The organism is uncultured Streptomyces sp., assembly GCF_947488945.1.
Classification (GTDB): Bacteria; Actinomycetota; Actinomycetes; order Streptomycetales; family Streptomycetaceae; genus Streptomyces.
In genome coordinates this window covers 344,552-360,739 of the sequence record NZ_CANLBS010000002.1, presented here as the reverse complement: position 1 = coordinate 360,739, position 16,188 = coordinate 344,552, and the positions used below count along the sequence as shown (strand labels likewise).

At 75.8% G+C, this 16,188-nt stretch carries 13 protein-coding genes; 11 read left to right on the top strand and 2 right to left on the bottom strand.

All coding sequences use genetic code 11. The features are described from left to right. The first annotated feature begins 151 nt into the window (after window positions 1-151). The 7 genes from Q0994_RS03745 to Q0994_RS03715 all read left to right on the top strand — a co-directional run bounded on the left by Q0994_RS03745 (window position 152) and on the right by Q0994_RS03715 (window position 9,024). Complete coding sequence (locus Q0994_RS03745) at window positions 152-2,266, top strand: HEAT repeat domain-containing protein (RefSeq protein WP_299528999.1); 2,115 nt, start codon at window positions 152-154, stop codon at window positions 2,264-2,266. A gap of 67 nt (window positions 2,267-2,333) precedes the next feature. Further along, complete coding sequence (locus Q0994_RS03740; RefSeq protein WP_299528997.1) at window positions 2,334-2,651, top strand: zinc-ribbon domain-containing protein; 318 nt, start codon at window positions 2,334-2,336, stop codon at window positions 2,649-2,651. A 160-nt stretch (window positions 2,652-2,811) separates the two neighbouring features. Continuing rightward, window positions 2,812-3,612 carry a hypothetical protein gene (locus Q0994_RS03735; RefSeq protein WP_299528995.1) on the top strand — a complete coding sequence of 267 codons (801 nt, stop codon included), beginning with the start codon at window positions 2,812-2,814 and terminating at the stop codon, window positions 3,610-3,612. Next, the gene (locus Q0994_RS03730) at window positions 3,609-4,895 is read left to right on the top strand and encodes a HAMP domain-containing sensor histidine kinase (RefSeq protein WP_299528993.1); all 1,287 of its coding nucleotides are present in this window, start codon (window positions 3,609-3,611) and stop codon (window positions 4,893-4,895) included. Before Q0994_RS03735 ends, Q0994_RS03730 begins: the two co-directional genes overlap by 4 nt. Before the next feature lie 124 nt (window positions 4,896-5,019). Continuing rightward, window positions 5,020-6,399 (top strand): FtsW/RodA/SpoVE family cell cycle protein, encoded by a 1,380-nt coding sequence (locus Q0994_RS03725; RefSeq protein WP_299528991.1) that lies wholly within the window; start codon window positions 5,020-5,022, stop codon window positions 6,397-6,399. Further along, window positions 6,396-7,886, top strand: a complete 1,491-nt coding sequence (locus Q0994_RS03720; protein WP_299528989.1) for a penicillin-binding transpeptidase domain-containing protein — start codon at window positions 6,396-6,398, stop codon at window positions 7,884-7,886. The genes Q0994_RS03725 and Q0994_RS03720 overlap by 4 nt, the downstream gene beginning before the upstream one ends. Window positions 7,887-7,929: 43 nt before the next feature. Then, window positions 7,930-9,024, top strand: coding sequence for an amidase (locus Q0994_RS03715; RefSeq protein WP_299528987.1), 1,095 nt, complete (start codon window positions 7,930-7,932; stop codon window positions 9,022-9,024). A gap of 38 nt (window positions 9,025-9,062) precedes the next feature. Here the strand turns inward: Q0994_RS03715 and Q0994_RS03710 are convergent, their stop codons facing one another. Both Q0994_RS03710 and Q0994_RS03705 read right to left on the bottom strand, forming a co-directional pair. After that, entirely contained in the window at window positions 9,063-9,803 is a 741-nt protein-coding gene (locus tag Q0994_RS03710) for a class I SAM-dependent methyltransferase (protein WP_299528985.1), read from the bottom strand. 109 nt (window positions 9,804-9,912) lie between these two features. Beyond that, window positions 9,913-10,794: a hypothetical protein gene (locus Q0994_RS03705; RefSeq protein WP_299528983.1), complete on the bottom strand. Its 882-nt coding sequence runs from the start codon at window positions 10,792-10,794 to the stop codon at window positions 9,913-9,915. Window positions 10,795-11,165: 371 nt separating this feature from the next. Here Q0994_RS03705 and Q0994_RS03700 point away from each other — a divergent pair, with 371 nt between their 5' ends. From Q0994_RS03700 to Q0994_RS03685, 4 genes are all read left to right on the top strand, one after another. After that, complete coding sequence (locus tag Q0994_RS03700; protein WP_299528981.1) at window positions 11,166-12,101, top strand: diiron oxygenase; 936 nt, start codon at window positions 11,166-11,168, stop codon at window positions 12,099-12,101. Between the two features lie 72 nt (window positions 12,102-12,173). Then, complete coding sequence (locus tag Q0994_RS03695) at window positions 12,174-12,938, top strand: TetR/AcrR family transcriptional regulator (protein WP_299528979.1); 765 nt, start codon at window positions 12,174-12,176, stop codon at window positions 12,936-12,938. A 14-nt stretch (window positions 12,939-12,952) separates the two neighbouring features. Further along, complete coding sequence (locus Q0994_RS03690; protein ID WP_299528977.1) at window positions 12,953-13,228, top strand: hypothetical protein; 276 nt, start codon at window positions 12,953-12,955, stop codon at window positions 13,226-13,228. Between the two features lie 84 nt (window positions 13,229-13,312). Beyond that, complete coding sequence (locus tag Q0994_RS03685; RefSeq protein WP_299528975.1) at window positions 13,313-16,183, top strand: PQQ-binding-like beta-propeller repeat protein; 2,871 nt, start codon at window positions 13,313-13,315, stop codon at window positions 16,181-16,183. Window positions 16,184-16,188: the final 5 nt, after the last annotated feature.

Sequence of the window (16,188 nt, the reverse complement as noted above, 5' to 3'; positions counted from 1 at the left end):
CACCGGCCGAGGGGCGTCCGGGAACGGCCGTGCGCGGCGGGTGGGTTGTCGGTGGCGTGGTGCAGACTCGGCGCAGGCACCTGTTCGCGGCGCGCCGGGAACCACGTCCCGCGCCGCGCCGTCGCAGGTGTAAAGCACCAAGGGGGACGGTTTGCTGACGGGGATCTACGAGGTGGACTGGGCCTCGATGAGACATGCACACGGGCCCGCCGACGACGTGCCGGCGCTGCTGGAGGGTCTCGCGTCGCGGGACGCCTCGGAGCGCGAGCGCGCGCTGGACGGGATGTACGGCTCCGTGCACCACCAGGGCGACGTCTACGGCTGCACGCTGGCCTGCATCCCGTTCCTCTTCGAACTCGTCGCCGAGCCCGGGGTGGACGACCGGGGCGGGATCGTGGAGCTGCTGACCAGCATCGGCTCGATCGACCTGGACGGCGACGAGGACGAGGTGGGCGGGGACGAGGCCGAGGAGGCCGCGAACTACGCCATGGCGGCCTCGGCCGTGGCGGCCGGCGCGGACGTGTTCCTCGGCATGGTCGCCGATCCGGACCGGGGGGTCCGGCTCGCGGTGCCGCTGGCGCTCGCCACGCTCCACAGCCGGCCCTTCGACGTACTGGCGCTGCTGCGGGAGCGGATGGACGCGGAGGAGGACGAGGAGGTGCGGCTCGCCCTGGTGGAGGCCGCGGCGCTGACCGCGCTGCGGCACGGTGCGCTCGGCGCGCCCGTGGCGCTCTGGCTCGGGGGCCTCGCGCGGGAGGCCGCCACCCCCGGACTGCGACTGGCCGCCCTCGCCCAGCTCGCGCGGTGCGGCCCCGACGAGCTGCCCGGCGACCTGGTGACGCGGGTGGACGGGCTGCTCCGGGAGCTGCGGACCGCACCGCCCCGAGTTCCGGCCGGTGCCGACCGTGCGGCCGAGCGCACTCCCCCGACGGACGGCACCGCGGACACCGCACCCGAGGACGCCGGAACGCCGGAACCCGCCGCGCCCGAGGACACCGGTGCGGCGGGCGGCCGGTCCGCGCCGTGGGCCTGCGACCTGCTGCGGACCCTGCACACCGGGCTGGACGACCGGGTGGCCGTCCGCACGGCGCTGCTGGTCGGGCAGGTGCAGAGCCCCGAGCCGACGCAGCGGATCGACGCGGTCCGGATGGCCGGCGGTCTGGTGCGGGCCTGGCGGGGCTCGTACGAGGAACTGGTACGGCTGGTGGGGCGACGGCTCGCGGACCCGGAGCCGCGGGCCGCCGAGGCCGCGGCCCAGATGCTCGAAGGACTCTTCCGGCTCGCCGCCCCGGCCGCCGACGATCTGGCGGCCCGGGTGGCGTCCGACCCGGCGGACTGGGTGCGGCGGTGGCGGAGCGGTCCGCCCGGACTGGGCCACGCCCTGCGGGCGCTGGCGCGTACGGGCGACCCGAGGGCGGTCCCGGCGCTGGCCGCCGCCCTGGAGCGGCCGGTGACGCCGCACGACCTGGGGGACGCGGTGCGGGCGCTCGGCGACGCCGCGGCTCCGCTGGCGGGTCCGCTGCGCCGGAAGCTGGGCGGGGCGGCGCTGGACGAGGGCCTGTACGACCGGGCGGTCCCGCTGCTGACGGGGCTGACCGCGCTCCGCGCGGGCGAGGCGGCTCCGGAGGTGCTGCGGGTGCTGCGCGGCGCGCCGGAGTTCCGGGGCGCGTGGCTGCGCCGGGCGGCGCTGCGGGCGCTGGCCTCGTTCGGTCCGGCGGCGGCCTGCGCGGAGCCGGAGCTGCGGACGCTGATCCGGTGGCCGTCGGGGGCGACCGCGACGGAGGCCGCCGAGGCGCTGTACGCGGTGTCCGGGGACGCCGAGGCGGCGCTGCCGGTGCTGATCGGCGGGCTGGCCGCCGAACGGGTCGCCGAACGGGGGGCGGCGGTGACCGCGCTGGGGCACCTCGGCGGCCGGGCCGGGGAGGCGGTCCCGCTCCTGCGGCCGCTGCTGCGCCATCCCGAGCCGTGGCTGCGGGTCGCGGCGGCGGTCGCCCTGTGGGAGGTGTCGGGGCGGATCGGCGAGTCGCTGCCGGTACTGCGTTCCGCCTGGGTGGAAAGGCCGCAGGAGCGGGTCCGGGTGGCGGACTGCCTGGCGCGGGCGGGTGCTGTTGCGGCAGGCTCGGAGACGGCGCGGCTGCTGCGGGCCGAACTGATCCGCGTCCGCCGCCACAACGCCGTGGGCGGTGGATACGGCAGCAACGACGTCCAGGAGGACGAACGGCTGCTGGCCTCGTGCCGGCGGGCGCTCGACGTGGACGGGGCGTGACGGCGCACGCCCGCGCCCACCGGCGTACCGGACCGACCGGACGCCTGGCACGGGGAAGGACACGAACATGATCATCTTCGGTACGCGCGGCTACCTCTACCAACTGGCCGTGCTCACCATGGTGTGCGGCTGGTGCGGCAATCCGGCCGCGCACACCCTGCGCAAGCGGGTCACCAAGTTCACGCTCTTCTTCATCCCGCTCTTCCCGTTCTCCACGAAGTACGCCACCCAGTGCACGTTCTGCGGCGGCGAGCAGCGGATACCGAAGGAGCAGGCGGAGCAGCTCCTCGCCCAGCAGGGGGCGGGCCCGGACGGGGGCAACCCGTTCCGGGGCGCCCCGCAGCAGGGCGCGGTGCCGCCCGGCCAGAACCCGTACCAGCGCTGAGCCGTGCCGGCCGGCCGGCACGGGGCGGGCCGGGCCGGCGGGCGGCCGGTCGCGCGCTGATGCGCGGGGAAGCGCGCGGCAGCCCGTAGGGTCTGGACCCGAGCGCGCCCGCCGGGCGCGGGTGCCGCCGTCGCGCGGCGGCCGAGACGGAAGGAAGCACGTGCGCCCCCACCGCACGTCCCCCGCCGCCGTGCGCGCCGGGGGCGGCCGGACCGCGATGGTGTGCGCCGTCGCCGCCTGCACCACCCTGCTCACCGGCTGCGGCGACGACGTCCGGGACCCGGTGAGCGCGGGACGGGCGCCGTCCGCCGTGGGGCCGTCCCGGCTGTGGCCGGAGCTGCCCGCCGCGTCGGCCGCCCCGCACGACTACGGCGAGGGCGTGACCGCCCGCATCCCCGGCGTCGAGGTGCCCGCCGGCGGGGTGCGGGAGCTGGACCCGGTGGCCGTGGTGACGGCGGGGCTGAAGGCGGTGCCGGCCCGGGCCGACGACTCCGACGTCCTGCCGGCCGAGACCGTGCGGCAGGTCCGCGCGTGCCCCGCCGATCCGGGGGACTGCCCGGTGCTCGCGCCGTACTACCGGGATCTGACCGGGGACGGCGAGGACGAGCTGATCCTGGCGGTGCGGCTGCCCGGCCGGCAGCTCTCGGTACGGGTGTACTCCGCCGGACGGGCGGGGCTGACCCGGATCATGGCGACCTCGGACGCCGTCATCAGCGTGCAGTTGGCCGGGCGGGACCTGATCGTGCGGGCCCCCTCGGTGATCCCCGGCTACGAGTACCGCACCGCGTGGTCCTGGGACCGACGGCAGGGTGCGATGCTGCCCACCCGCGACGAGATCCTGCGCAGCCCGGACGGGTCCGGGTGGCGGCCGCCGGGCAGCGGGCGCCCCTCCCCGTCGGCCACCGGTCCCGCCGCTCCGTCCCCGACTCCCGCGCCGTCCGGCACCGGGCGGACCCCGTGAGGCGGCCGCGACTGCGCGGGCCCGCCTGGACGGCGACGCTCACCTGGAAGTCGGCCGTCTTCCTGACCGCCATGTGCTGCGTGCTGGCCGCCCTGCTGGGTGTGCTCGTGCACACCGCCGTCACCCGGCAGACCGTGGGCCACGCGCGGGAGAAGTCGCTGGACCGGCTGGACCTGATCACCCGCGCGTACGAGGCGGGCGAGCCGCTGCCGCCGGGTTCCGGGGTCGACCCCGAGGGACTGCCCGGCGCGCTGCGGGCGCTCGCGGCCGGCGGCGAGCGGGGCACCGCCGTCGGGGACGGCCCGCCGGGCCCCGTGATGTGGGCGGCGGCCCCGGCCGACGGGCGGGCGATCGCCACCTGGACCGACTACAGCCAGGGGGCCCGCACGATCGGCGGTCTGGACCGGGCGATCGTCGGCTCGTCGCTGCTGGCCGTCGCGGCGACGCTGCTCGTCGGGCTGTTCGCCGTGGGCCGGGTGACGCGGCGGCTGAAGCAGACCGCGCGGGTGGCGCGCCGGATCAGCGCGGGCGACCTGGACGCGCGGGTCGGGGATCCCCGGACCGGGGCGCCCTCCCGGTCGCAGGACGAGGTCGCGGTCGTGGCGGGGGCGCTGGACACCATGGCCTCGTCCCTGCAGCGCAGGCTCCAGGCGGAGCAGCGGTTCACCGCCGACGTGGCGCACGAGCTGCGCACCCCGCTGACCGGGCTGTGGGCCGCCGCCGAACTGCTGCCGCCCGGCCGCCCCGCCGAGATGGTGCGGGACCGGGTCGGCGCCATGCGGGCGCTGACGGAGGATCTGCTGGAGATCTCCCGGCTCGACGCCCGCACGGAGCAGGCCGACCTGTCGGTGCACGCGCCGGCCCCGCTGGTCGACCGGGCGGTGCGGGCGGCCGGCCCGGAGGTCTCGGTGCGGGTGGTGGGCCCGCCCGCGCTGGTCGAGACCGACCGGCGCAGGCTGGAGCGGGTGCTCGGCAATCTGGTGGCCAACGCCCGGCAGCACGGGGCCCCGCCGGTCACCGTGACGGTGGACGGGGCGACCGTGTCGGTACGCGACCGGGGTCCGGGCTTCCCCGAGTACCTGACCGCGGGCGGCCCGCAGCGGTTCCGCACCGAGGACGGCGGCAAGGGCCACGGTCTCGGCCTGACGATCGCCCTGGGGCAGGCGGAGGCGATCGGCGCGGTGCTGACGCTGCGCAACCCGCCGGACGGCGGCGCCGAGGCGCTGCTGACCCTCCCGCTCCACGACCCCCGGCAGCCGGGTCCGCCGCGCCCGCAGGGCTGAGCCCTCCCGGCGTTCCCTCCCCCGGCGCGCCTTGGACCGGACGGGGGACGGCCGGGCGGGCGGGGGCCCGTACCAATCCCCTACACAACGGAAATATGACCGTCGCCTTGCTACGTTGCGTGCCATGACCGCAACGCCGGCGGACGCGCCCCCACCCGAGCTCCGTCTGCCGAAGCGGCGCGGGGTGGAACTCGCGCTCCTGGTCGGTGCGGTCCTCATCCCGGTCTACGGGTACGCGGCCGTCGGTCTGGCCCACGACGACGCGGTGCCGCCGGACGTCGCCGGTTACGGGGCCGGGCTGGGGCTGCTCGCCCTGCTGGCACACCTCGCCGTCCGCTTCCGCGCCCCGTACGCCGATCCGCTGCTGCTGCCGATCGCGGTGCTGCTCAACGGGCTGGGGCTGGTGCTGATCTACCGGCTCGACCTGGAGACGCCGTCGGACACCGCCGCCCCCACCCAGCTCGTCTGGTCCACGCTCGGGGCCGCCCTGTTCATCGCGGTGGTGGTGTTCCTGCGCGACCACCGGGTGCTCCAGCGGTACGCCTACCTGTCGGTGGCCGCCGCGCTCGTGCTGATGATCGTGCCCATCTTCTTCCCCGCGGTGAACGGCGCCCGGATCTGGATCCGGATCGGCGGTCTCTCCTTCCAGCCGGGCGAGTTCGCCAAGATCCTGCTGGCGGTCTTCTTCGCCGCGTACCTGGCCGCCAACCGCCACGCCCTCGCGTACACCGGCCGCAAGGTCTGGCGGCTCCAGCTCCCCACCGGCCGGGTGCTGGGTCCGATCGTGGCGATCTGGCTGATCAGCGTCGGCGTCCTGGTCCTCGAACGCGACCTCGGCACCTCGCTCCTCTTCTTCGGCCTCTTCGTCATCCTGCTGTACGTGGCGACCGGCCGGACCGGCTGGATCGCCGTCGGACTGCTGCTGGCGGCCGTGGGGGCGTTCGTCGTGGGCGGTTACGAACCGCACGTGCACAGCAGGGTGCAGGACTGGCTCGACCCGTTCGCCTCGATCGACGCCGGGCGCGGTCCCGGCCAGCTCGCGCAGTCGCTGTTCGCGTTCGCGGCGGGCGGCATGCTGGGCACCGGGCTCGGTCTCGGCCACTCGGTCCTCATCGGGTTCGCCGCGAAGTCCGACTTCATCCTGGCCACCGCGGGCGAGGAACTGGGCCTGGCGGGGCTGACCGCGATCTTCCTGCTGTACGCGCTCCTGGTGGCGCGGGGCTACCGGGCGGGGCTCGCCCTGCGCGACCCCTTCGGCCGGTTGCTGGCCGTGGGGCTCGCCTCGATCCTGGCCCTTCAGGTCTTCGTCATCGCGGGCGGGGTGATGGGCCTGATCCCGCTGACCGGCATGGCGATGCCGTTCCTGGCGCAGGGCGGTTCGTCCGTCGTGACCAACTGGGTCATCGTCGCGCTGCTGATCCGGGTCAGCGACATGGCCCGCACCCCCGGCCCCGACAGCGCGCGGACCGGCGTCATCGCCCCGATCGTGGAGGACGACCAGTGACCCGCTACATCCGCCGGGCCGCCGCCTTCTGCCTGCTGCTGCTGATGGCACTGCTGGTGAACGCCGCGCGGGTGCAGGTGCTCGACGCGGACGAGCTGGACGACAACCCGGCCAATCGCCGCACCACCATCGCCCGTTACGACCAGCCGCGCGGAGACATCCTGGTCGGCGGGGCGGGCGGGGCGGCGCCCGGCGAGAAGTCCGGCGAGGTCCCGGTCACCGGCTCCCGCGACACCGGCGAGCAGTTCGCCCACGAACGCACCTACCGGCACGGCCCGTTGTACGCCCCGGTGACCGGGTACGCCTCCCAGACGTACGGGACCACGCTCATCGAGAACGCCGAGGACGACCTGCTCTCCGGCACCGACCCGATGCTGGCGCCGATCCCGCTGTGGAACGACCTCACCCGCGGCCGGGAGCCCGGCGGGAACGTCGTCACCACCATCGACGACGCGATGCAACGGGCGGCCTACGAGGGGCTGAGCGGGCGGCGCGGGGCGGTCGCGGCCCTGGACCCGTCCACCGGGGCGATCCTGGCCCTGGTCTCGACCCCGTCCTACGATCCCGAGCGGCTGTCGGGCACCGGCCCGGCCGTCACCGACGCGTGGGCGCGGCTGAACGCCTCGGCGGGCAAACCGATGCTGAACCGGGCCATCCGGCAGACGTACCCGCCGGGTTCCACCTTCAAGATCGTGACGGCCGCCGCGGCGCTGGACGCCCAGGTGGTGACCGACCCGGACGAGGCCACCGACACCCCGTCGCCGTACGTGCTGCCGGGCACCACGACCACCCTGCCCAACGAGTCGCGCGGCTGCGAGAAGGCGTCGCTCGCGGACGCGATCCGGGTCTCCTGCAACACCGTGATGGCCCACCTGGGGGTGGAGGTGGGGCTCGACGGCATGGTGGAGGCGGCCGGGAAGTTCGGTTTCAACGACAGCGGGCTGCGCATCCCCTCGCGGGTCGCCACCAGCAACTTCGACCAGGACATGAGCGACGACCAGCTGGCCCTGTCGTCCATCGGCCAGTTCGACACCACCGCCACCCCGCTCCAGATGGCGATGGTCGCGGCGGCGGTGGCCAACGGCGGCGAACTGCGCTCCCCGCACCTGGTGGACCGGACGACGACGCACGACGGCGACACGGTCGAGCAGCGGGGGCCGCGCTCGTACAGCCAGGCGATGAACCCGTCGACCGCGGTGCAGCTCCAACGGCTGATGGTCGACGTCGTGGAGGACGGCACCGGGACCAACGCCGCGATCGACGGGGTGACCGTCGGCGGCAAGACGGGGACGGCGCAGCACGGCATCGACAACACCGGGACGCCGTACGCCTGGTTCATCTCCTGGGCGCAGGACCCGGACTCGGGCCGGCCGGCCGTCGCGGTGGCGGTGGTGGTGGAGGACGCCTCGGCCGACCGTGCCGACATCAGCGGCGGCGGCAGCGCCGCGCCGATCGCGCGGGCGGTGATGGAGGAGGCGCTGCGCTGACCGGGCCACCCGCGCGGGGGCCCCGCCGGGCCATGATGGTCCGATGGGTGAACCGACCGCGGTGGCACGGGCGCTGGAACGCGTCCGCCGGACCGATCCGACGCTGTGCGCGTTCCTCGACGTGTGGCCGGACCGGGCGCTGGCCCGCGAACCGGCGGCGGCCGGGCTGCCGCTGGCCGGACTGCCGTTCGCGGTGAAGGGACCGGCCGGGCTGCGGTCGTACGCCGCCGGGCGGCTGGTGGCGGCGGGCGGGGTGCCGGTCGGCGCCACCTCGGTGCCGGGGCCGGGGACGTACTGGCAGACGTGGGGGCGGGGGGCGCACGGCCGGACGGTCAATCCGTGGCGCGCGGACCGGACGCCCGGCGGCTCGTCGGCCGGGTCCGCGGCGGCGGTCGCGGCGGGGGTGGTGACGCTGGCGACGGGCAGCGACGGCGCGGGCTCGGTGCGGCTGCCGGCCGCCTGGTGCGGGGTGTTCGGGCTGAAGACGACGAACGGGCTGCTGCCCTCGCCCGACCGCTCGGGGCTCGCCTCGGCCGGGGTGCTGGCCCGCTCGGCGGACCACGCGGAGCTGTATCTGCGCCATGTGCTCGACGGGTACGCGCCGCGACGGGTGACGCTGCCGGTCCCGGCCGTGTACAGCCCGGACCTCGGGTTCGCGGACGTCGATCCGGAGGTGGCACGGGTGGTGGCCGGAGCCGTCGGCCGGCTGGTGGCCGCGGGCGTCGTCCGGCTGCTGCCGGGCGGCTGCACGCTCGCCGACCCGGCGCCCGCCTGGTTCGCGGTACGCGGCGGGGCGGACGGCGAGGAGGGCCGACGGGCCCGGGGGCTGCGCGCGGACAACGACCGGGCCCTGACGGCGCTGTTCGCCCGCGCCCCGCTGCTGCTCACCCCGGCCACCCCGAACCGGCCGCACGGGCACGAGGGGCCGGGCGAGGTCTACTCCACCGCGCTGACCTGGGCGTTCAATGTCAGCGGCCATCCCGCGGCGAGCGTTCCGGCCGGGTTCACCTCCGACGGCTGCCCGGTGGGACTGCAACTGGTCGCGGACCGGCGGCGGGACGCCTGGCTGCTGGCCGCCGCCCGCGCGGCCGAGGAGGCGTTGCCCCCGCTCCCCCGGCCGCCGCTCGCCGCCGGCTGAGCCGCGGTCCGCGGAGGGCTCACCAAGGCGACGGTCTCCTAGGGTTTGTGGGTCACCCAGAGCATCTCGGCCGGCCAGCGGTGGGCCCAGTCGGGCGGGTCGGTCTCGTTGTAGCCGTTGGGCGTTGCGGGGTCGGGCCGCGGCTCGATGAGGTCGTCGATGACGAGGCCCGCGCCGCGCAGGACCCTGACCCAGTCGCCGTAGGTGAGCTGATAGCTGGTCGCGCCGTCGTCCTCGGCGATCGCGTTCAGCCCGAAGTAGTCCTGCCGCAGCGTCGTGGTGACACGGCGGGCGGCTTCGTCGTAGCAGGCTTCGAACCACGGGGCGGCGACGTTGAACACCAGGCGTCCGCCCCGGCCCAGGACGCGTGCGGCCTGCGGGACGGCCAGGTGCGGCGGCGCCCAGCTGAGTCCGCCGAAGTCGCAGAACACCAGGTCGAAGCTGTCGGCCGCGAAGGGGAGCTGTTCGGCGGCGCCCTGTACCAGCGGGTACCGGTCTGCTCCCATCGCCTGTGCCGCCGCGGAGAGTTGGGCCTCGGACAGATCGAGTCCGACCACGCGGGCACCCTCGGCGGCGAGCGCCCTGGACCACTGGCCGGCGCCGCAGCCGAGTTCGAGGACGCGCTTGCCGGTGACGTCGCCCAGGGCGCCCAGATGCGCGTCGGGGATGGAGTACATGCCCCACAGCCGGGGCGCGGCGCCGATCCGGGGGTCGTGCGCGTGCTGGTAGGTGTCGCTGATCCGGTTCCAGAACCGCCGGTTGGCGGGGATGCTGTCCACGTGCCGACTCCAGCACCACCGGCCGGGGACCGTCAACTGCTGGGACACCGGCCCCCGCCCCGGCCCCCGGTCCTCCGGCGGGCCGGGGCGCCGGGGCCGGTCGCCCGGCTCAGCCGATCGGCTTGCGCATCTCCTCGCGGACCTGGGCGGCCTCGGCGGCGGCCTTGTCCAGATCGATGGCCTTGGCCTCCTTGACGGCGTCCTCGGGCCGGACCACCGCGACCATGGCGGCGGTGTTGTCGTCGCCCCAGGCGCACATCGGGAAGTTGCCGTCGGCGACGCCGCTGCCGGTGCTCACCACCTGGCAGGACACGGTGATGTCGTAGCCGTCGGGGGTGTACTCCTTCGCCGGCACGACGACCGTCGCGCCGTCCGACTTCGCGGCACCGGTCATGATCTGGTCGCGCGTCAGTCCGGGGCTCGCGATGCGTCCGTCCATCCCGGAGACGACGAGGACGGCCCCGCCGTCGGCGGTGTACTGCGCGATGGCGGCGTCGGCGTCGCGGATGGAGAGATCGGGGGTGTTCTCGATCTCCTTGCCCTCGGTCTCCGAGGCGTCCTGGCTCAGGGTGAACTCGTCGTCGAGCAGCTTCTTCTGGACCACCAGTTCGTACTCGGCCGCCGGATAGATCGTCTCCGCGCCCTTGTCGACGAGCTGGACGACGCCGAAGACGATGCCGCCGACCACCAGCAGCGCGGCCCCGACGATGCCGACGACCAGTCCGGTGCGCTTCTTGCGCGGCGGCTGCGGCGGCCAGCCGGGCGCCCCGGCGGCCGGCGGCTGCTGCCCCCAGCCGTCCTGCTGCCCCCAGCCGCCCTGCGCGGGCGCCGGAGGCTGCTGCGGATGGCCGTAGCCGGGCTGGGGCGGAACTCCGTACGGCCCCGGGGCCTGCGGCGGGACCTGGGGGGCGGTGGCGTACGGATTCTGCGGCGGCTGGGAGGGCTGGGGCGGCCCGTAGGGGCCCTGCGGCGGCTGCGGCGGCGTGGTCATGCCCGTCAAGTTACGGCACCCCACCGACAGTCCGGCCGGGGAGCCGGGGATCGGTATCAGGTCGAAAGAAAGCCGGTCAGCGGCTCGCGGCGGCGTGGCCGCACGTCCGGCGCACCCGGCCGCGCCGGCCGGTGGTGGCGCGGGTCGGGGCACGTCCCGGGGCGGCCCGCCGACCGTGTCCCGCAGCGGGCCGTCCGACGGCGCACCGCGCTTCCGGACGGCGAACGGCACTGCCGTGTAGGGGGTTTCAGGTACCCGAACCCTCGGCGGTGAACCGTGCACGGGGATTGACGCCCTTGCTGACAAGCGGTCTCATAAGAAGTGACCGCCGGTAACCCGCCGTCCGGCCATCCCACTGCGAGGTGTCCCGCATGACGACTGCGCGCGAACTCGACTTCCAGACACTGCGCGACGCGCTCGGCCCGCTCCGGGACCGCGAGCAGGTCGCGGCACGGCTGCTCGAAGCCTCGGCCAAGCACTCCTTCGACCCGGACACCGAGCTCGACTGGACCGTCCCGGTCGACGAGGGCAAGTGGTTCTGGCCGCCGGAACTGGTCTCCCTCTACGGCACCCCGATGTGGCGGCGGATGTCCGAGGAGCAGCGGATGGACCTCGCCCGGCACGAGGCGGCGTCGCTCGCCTCGCTGGGCATCTGGTTCGAGATCATCCTGATGCAGCTGCTGGTGCGGCACATCTACGACAAGCCGATCACCAGCAACCACGTCCGCTACGCGCTCACCGAGATCGCCGACGAGTGCCGCCACTCGATGATGTTCGGCCGCATGATCCAGTACGGCGACGCGCCCGCCTACCAGGTGCCCCGGAAGTACCACAACCGGGCGCGGATCCTGAAGACCGTCTCCACCACACCCGGTTCGTTCGCCGGGACGCTGCTGGGCGAGGAGATCCTCGACTGGATGCAGCGGCTGACCTTCCCCGACGAGCGCGTGCAGCCGCTGGTGCGCGGGGTGACCCGCATCCACGTGGTCGAGGAGGCCCGGCACGTCCGGTACGCCCGCGAGGAGCTGCGCCGCCAGATGGTGACCGCGCCCCGCTGGGAGCGGGAGCTGATGAAGGTCTCCTGCGGCGAGGCGGCCCGCGTCTTCTCCATCTGCTTCGTCAACCCGCAGGTCTACGAGAACGTCGGACTGGACCGCCGGGCCGCGGTGGCCCAGGTGCGGGCCAGCGGCCACCGGCGGGAGGTCATGCAGACCGGCGCCAAGCGGCTGACCGACTTCTTCGAGGACATCGGGGTGCTGAACGGCGTCGGTCGCGCCCTGTGGCGCAAGTCCGGCCTGCTGGCCTGAAGTCCCGGCCGCGGCACGGACGTCCGGTACCGCCCGACGCGCCCCGCGAGGGCGCGTCCTACCCTGGAGGCCATGACGTCCGCCGCAGCCCCGCCGACCCCCGCCTACCGCAGGCTCACCGTCGAGCAGCGCCGTAGCCAGCTCCTGACCGCCGCCCTCGGCCTCTTCGCCCACCGGGCCCCGGACGAGGTGTCGCTGGACGAGGTGGCGGTCGCGGCCGGAGTCTCCCGCCCCCTCGTCTACCGCTACTTCCCCGGCGGCAGGCAGCAGTTGTACGAGGCGGCGCTCCGTTCGGCCGCCGACGAGCTGACGCTCTGCTTCGCGGAGCCCGCCGTCGGCGCCCCGACCGAGCGGCTCTCCCGCGTCCTCGACCGCTACCTGGGCTTCGTGGTGCAGCACGACGCGGGCTTCAGCGCGCTGCTGCGCGGCGGGAGCGTGGCGGAGACCTCCCGCACGACGGCGATCGTCGACGGGGTGCGGCGCGCCGCCGCCGAGCAGGTGCTGCTGCACTTCGGCGGCCGGAGCGAGGCCGCCGGACCGCGCCGGGCCGGCCCCCGGCTGCGGATGATGGTGCGCACCTGGATAGCGGCGGTGGAGGCCGCCTCGCTGATCTGGCTGGACGAGGAGGAGCGCACCCCGGCCGGGGAGCTGCGCGGCTGGCTGGTGGACCACCTCGTCGCGCTGCTCACCGCGACCGCCGCGACCGACCCGGAGACCGCCGACGTGGTCGCGGAACTGCTGCCGCTGGAGACGGCCGGGGGCCCGGCCGGGCTGCTGGCGAACCGGCTGCTGCCGGTCGTCGCCGGGGCGGCGCACCTGCTGCCCGCCGCCGACTGAGCCAGACTGGCGGGGTGAAGAGCGAGAACACCCCCTTCGAGGGCGGCCCGCTGGACGGCCGGGTGCTGCCCGTCCTGCTGGGCCCGACCGGCCATCCGCCCAAGTGGTACACCGTGCCGGTACCGGACGACGCGGGCGGTCCGGTCACCGTCCACGCCTACCGCCGGGTCCCGGCCGGCCACACCGCACGACTGGGCATCCAGAAGGGCTGGCGGTACGAGTTCGTCCCCGGGGGCCGCGAGCGGACCCGGCCGCGATGGCCCTGGAGCAAGCCCCGGCAAGGGAGTTGACCCCGCGGGGCGCACCGCCCCGGACGTCCCGCAGGCCATAGGATCGGCGGTCAGTGCGACGGACGGTTCACGAGGGGGTGCGCCATGGAGGCGCTGCGCAGGGACGATCCACGCCGCTTCGGCCGGTACACGGTGCTGGCACGGGACGCCGAGACGGCCGGCGCGGTGCGTTTCGTGGCGCGGGGCACGGCCCCGGACGACCTCGCCCTGGTCACCTCGGCCCGGCCCGCACTGGCCGGACTCCCTGCTTTCCGCCGTCGGTTCGAGGCGGAGGCGCGCACCGCCGAACGGCTGGCGGGCCGCTGGGTGGAGGCCCCGCTCGACCTGATGGACGGCGCGGCGGAACCGGACGGAACCGCCCCGGCGGCCCCCGGTCTGTGGACCGCGTCCCGTTTCGTCCCCGCGCTGACGCTCGCCGAGGCCATCGCGCTCACCGGCCCCCTGCCCGAACGCGCCGTACGGATACTGGGCGCGGGCCTCGCCGAGGTGCTGTCCCGGGTGCACGCCACCGGCTCCCCGCTGCAGGGGCTCGCGCCGGGCACGGTGGAGCTGGCGGCGGACGGCCCCCGGCTCACGGCGTTCGGGCCGCTCGGCGCGGCCGCCTCGGCCGAGGCGAGGGCGGGCGGTCAGCTCTCGGTGCGGCTCGGCTACCTCACCCCGGAGCAGGTGGCGGGCGAGGAGGCCGGCCCGCCCTCCGACCTGTTCGTCCTCGGGCTGCTGCTCGCGTACGCGGCGACCGGCAGCACCCCGCTGGCGGACGGGCCGCCGGACCGGGCCGCCGAGCGGATCGCCCACGGCGTGCCGGAACTCGACTCCGTCCCCGAGGAGTTGCGGGCGCTGATCGCTTCCTGCCTGGCCAAGTCGCCCGCCGACCGGCCCACCGCCGGGTCGGTGGCGGCCGAACTGGCCCTGGAGGGCGCGGCGGCGCTGGCGAAGGAGGGCTGGCTGCCGGAGCGCCTGGTCGCGGCAGTGGCCGACCGGGACGCCCGGGTCCGTGCGCTGGAGGAGCCGGTCTCCCCGGAGGAGGTCCCGGCGGCGGTGCCGCCCCCGCCGGAGGACGCCGTTCCGACGCCGTCCGGGCCGGAGGCGGTGGACGCGGCGGACGCGGTCCCCGGCCCGGCGGAGGTGTCCGACGCGCTTCCCCCGTCGCCCGCGGGCGACGACGCCGCCTCCACCGCACTCGCCCTGCGCGGGCCGGGCTCCGCCGGACCCGCCCTCACCGCCGGACCCGCCGACGACGCCCGCCCCGGCGCCGGGGCGCCGCCCGGCGCGGCCCTGGTGCCCGCGCGGCACGCCGGGACGCCCGCGGCCGAGGAACACGGGGGGACGACCCGGTTCCTCAACACCCGAGCCCGGCACGCCCAGAACGACCGACCGGCCCAGAACGACCGACCGGCCCAGAGCGACCGGCCGACCACCCAGCTCGCCGTCCCCGCGGAGCTCAGGTCCGCCGCGCCCCCCGCCGCACCGGCGACCGGTGCGGCAGGCCCTGGTGCGGGAGGTCCGTCGTATCCGGCGCCCTATTCCGGCACGGCGCTGCCCGTCGGCAGCGCCCCCCTGCCCACCGCCCTCTCGCAGCCGGCGCCGCCGCCCGCGCCCGCGCCGCAGACGGGGCTCTTCCCGAACCGCCGGGCCGCCCTCACCGCGGCGGCGGCGGCCGCCGCCGGTCTGCTGATCGGGGGCGGCACGGTGGCCGCCCTCGGCTCCGACGAGACCGCCGCGACCACCGACGACAAGCCCGCGGCGGCCCCCACCAGCATCCTGCCGGGCCGCCCGCCGGAGCCCTCGTGGGCGTACGCGCACCCCGCGTCCGAGGCCGTGCCGACCGCCGCCGCACTGTGGAAGGACCGACTGCTGGTGCTGACCAGCGAGGTCCAGGCGACCGGCATCGATCTGGCCACCGGCGCCCGGATCTGGCAGCGCGCCGACGCGGCCGGCGGACAGCGCACGCTGACCGTCGACGACACCCTCTGCTTCGTGGCGAGCCCCACCGAATTCCTCTGGCTGTCGGCGGCGGACGGCGAGGTGACACACCGGGTGCGGTACGCCGACCAGTTCTCCGGCCTGCCCGGTCTGCGGGTCGGCGGGATCACCGGACAGTCCGGCTCGGTCATCTGGTTCACCGGCTCGGTCACCGTGACGGTGAAAGCCCCCAAGCCCAAGAAGGGCCAGAAGCCGGGCAAGGACCAGCAGGTCCCGCGCGCCTTCTTCTTCGCGTACGACCTGGTGCGGCGGGCCGAGCTCTGGCGGGTCCCGGTCGGCGCGGGGCGCGAGGGGACGCCCGAGTACCGCCTGATCGGCGAGCGCCTCAACGACATCGTGGTGCGTCAGACGGCGCGGAGCCTGACGGCGTCCGCCGAGAAGGCGGCCAAAGGCGCGTCGGTGTTCCACTGCTTCGACCGCAGGACCGGCAAGCTGCTCTGGTCCAAGCCCTTCGGCAAGGTCGCGCCCACCGCGGCCGCCTACGGCGACGAGGAGGGACGGCTGTTCGCCTCGGTCGCCGACGATCTGGAGGCGTTCGACACGGAGAGCGGAAAGCCGCTGTGGCGGGTGGACGGCACCGCGGACTCCGGGTTCGGTACCCCGGTCGGGGCGGACGACCTCATCCACACCACCAACCGCAACCAGGAGATCGGCGCGGTCGCCCGCGACTCCGGCAAGGTGCTGTGGCGCAGTTCCACCGAGGTGCCGATCGGCGACGGCGCACCGGCGCTCACCGTGACCGCCTCCGGAAAGACGGTGCTCGCCTCGGACGCCACCCAGGTCACCGCCTTCGCGGGGGCGGACGGCCGCCGGCTGTGGAAGTTCCAGGACCTCGGCGCGCAGAGCACCGGCGCGCCGGGCACCGGGGCCGCGGGAGCGGCCGCCGGCACCGGTGCGTACCGGGTCCTCACCGCGGGGAAGACCGCCGTCGTGGTGCGCGACCGAGCGGTGTACGCCTTCCCGGTGGACTGACCGCG

Bases quoted from the DNA above. Each gene is read 5' to 3' on its own strand.
- Q0994_RS03740 (WP_299528997.1), top strand. From the start codon at position 2,334: ATGATCATCTTCGGTACGCGCGGCTACCTCTACCAACTGGCCGTGCTC.
- Q0994_RS03725 (WP_299528991.1), top strand. From the start codon at position 5,020: ATGACCGCAACGCCGGCGGACGCGCCCCCACCCGAGCTCCGTCTGCCG.
- Q0994_RS03715 (WP_299528987.1), top strand. From the start codon at position 7,930: ATGGGTGAACCGACCGCGGTGGCACGGGCGCTGGAACGCGTCCGCCGG.
- Q0994_RS03705 (WP_299528983.1), bottom strand. From the start codon at position 10,794: ATGACCACGCCGCCGCAGCCGCCGCAGGGCCCCTACGGGCCGCCCCAG.
- Q0994_RS03700 (WP_299528981.1), top strand. From the start codon at position 11,166: ATGACGACTGCGCGCGAACTCGACTTCCAGACACTGCGCGACGCGCTC.
- Q0994_RS03695 (WP_299528979.1), top strand. From the start codon at position 12,174: ATGACGTCCGCCGCAGCCCCGCCGACCCCCGCCTACCGCAGGCTCACC.
- Q0994_RS03685 (WP_299528975.1), top strand. From the start codon at position 13,313: ATGGAGGCGCTGCGCAGGGACGATCCACGCCGCTTCGGCCGGTACACG.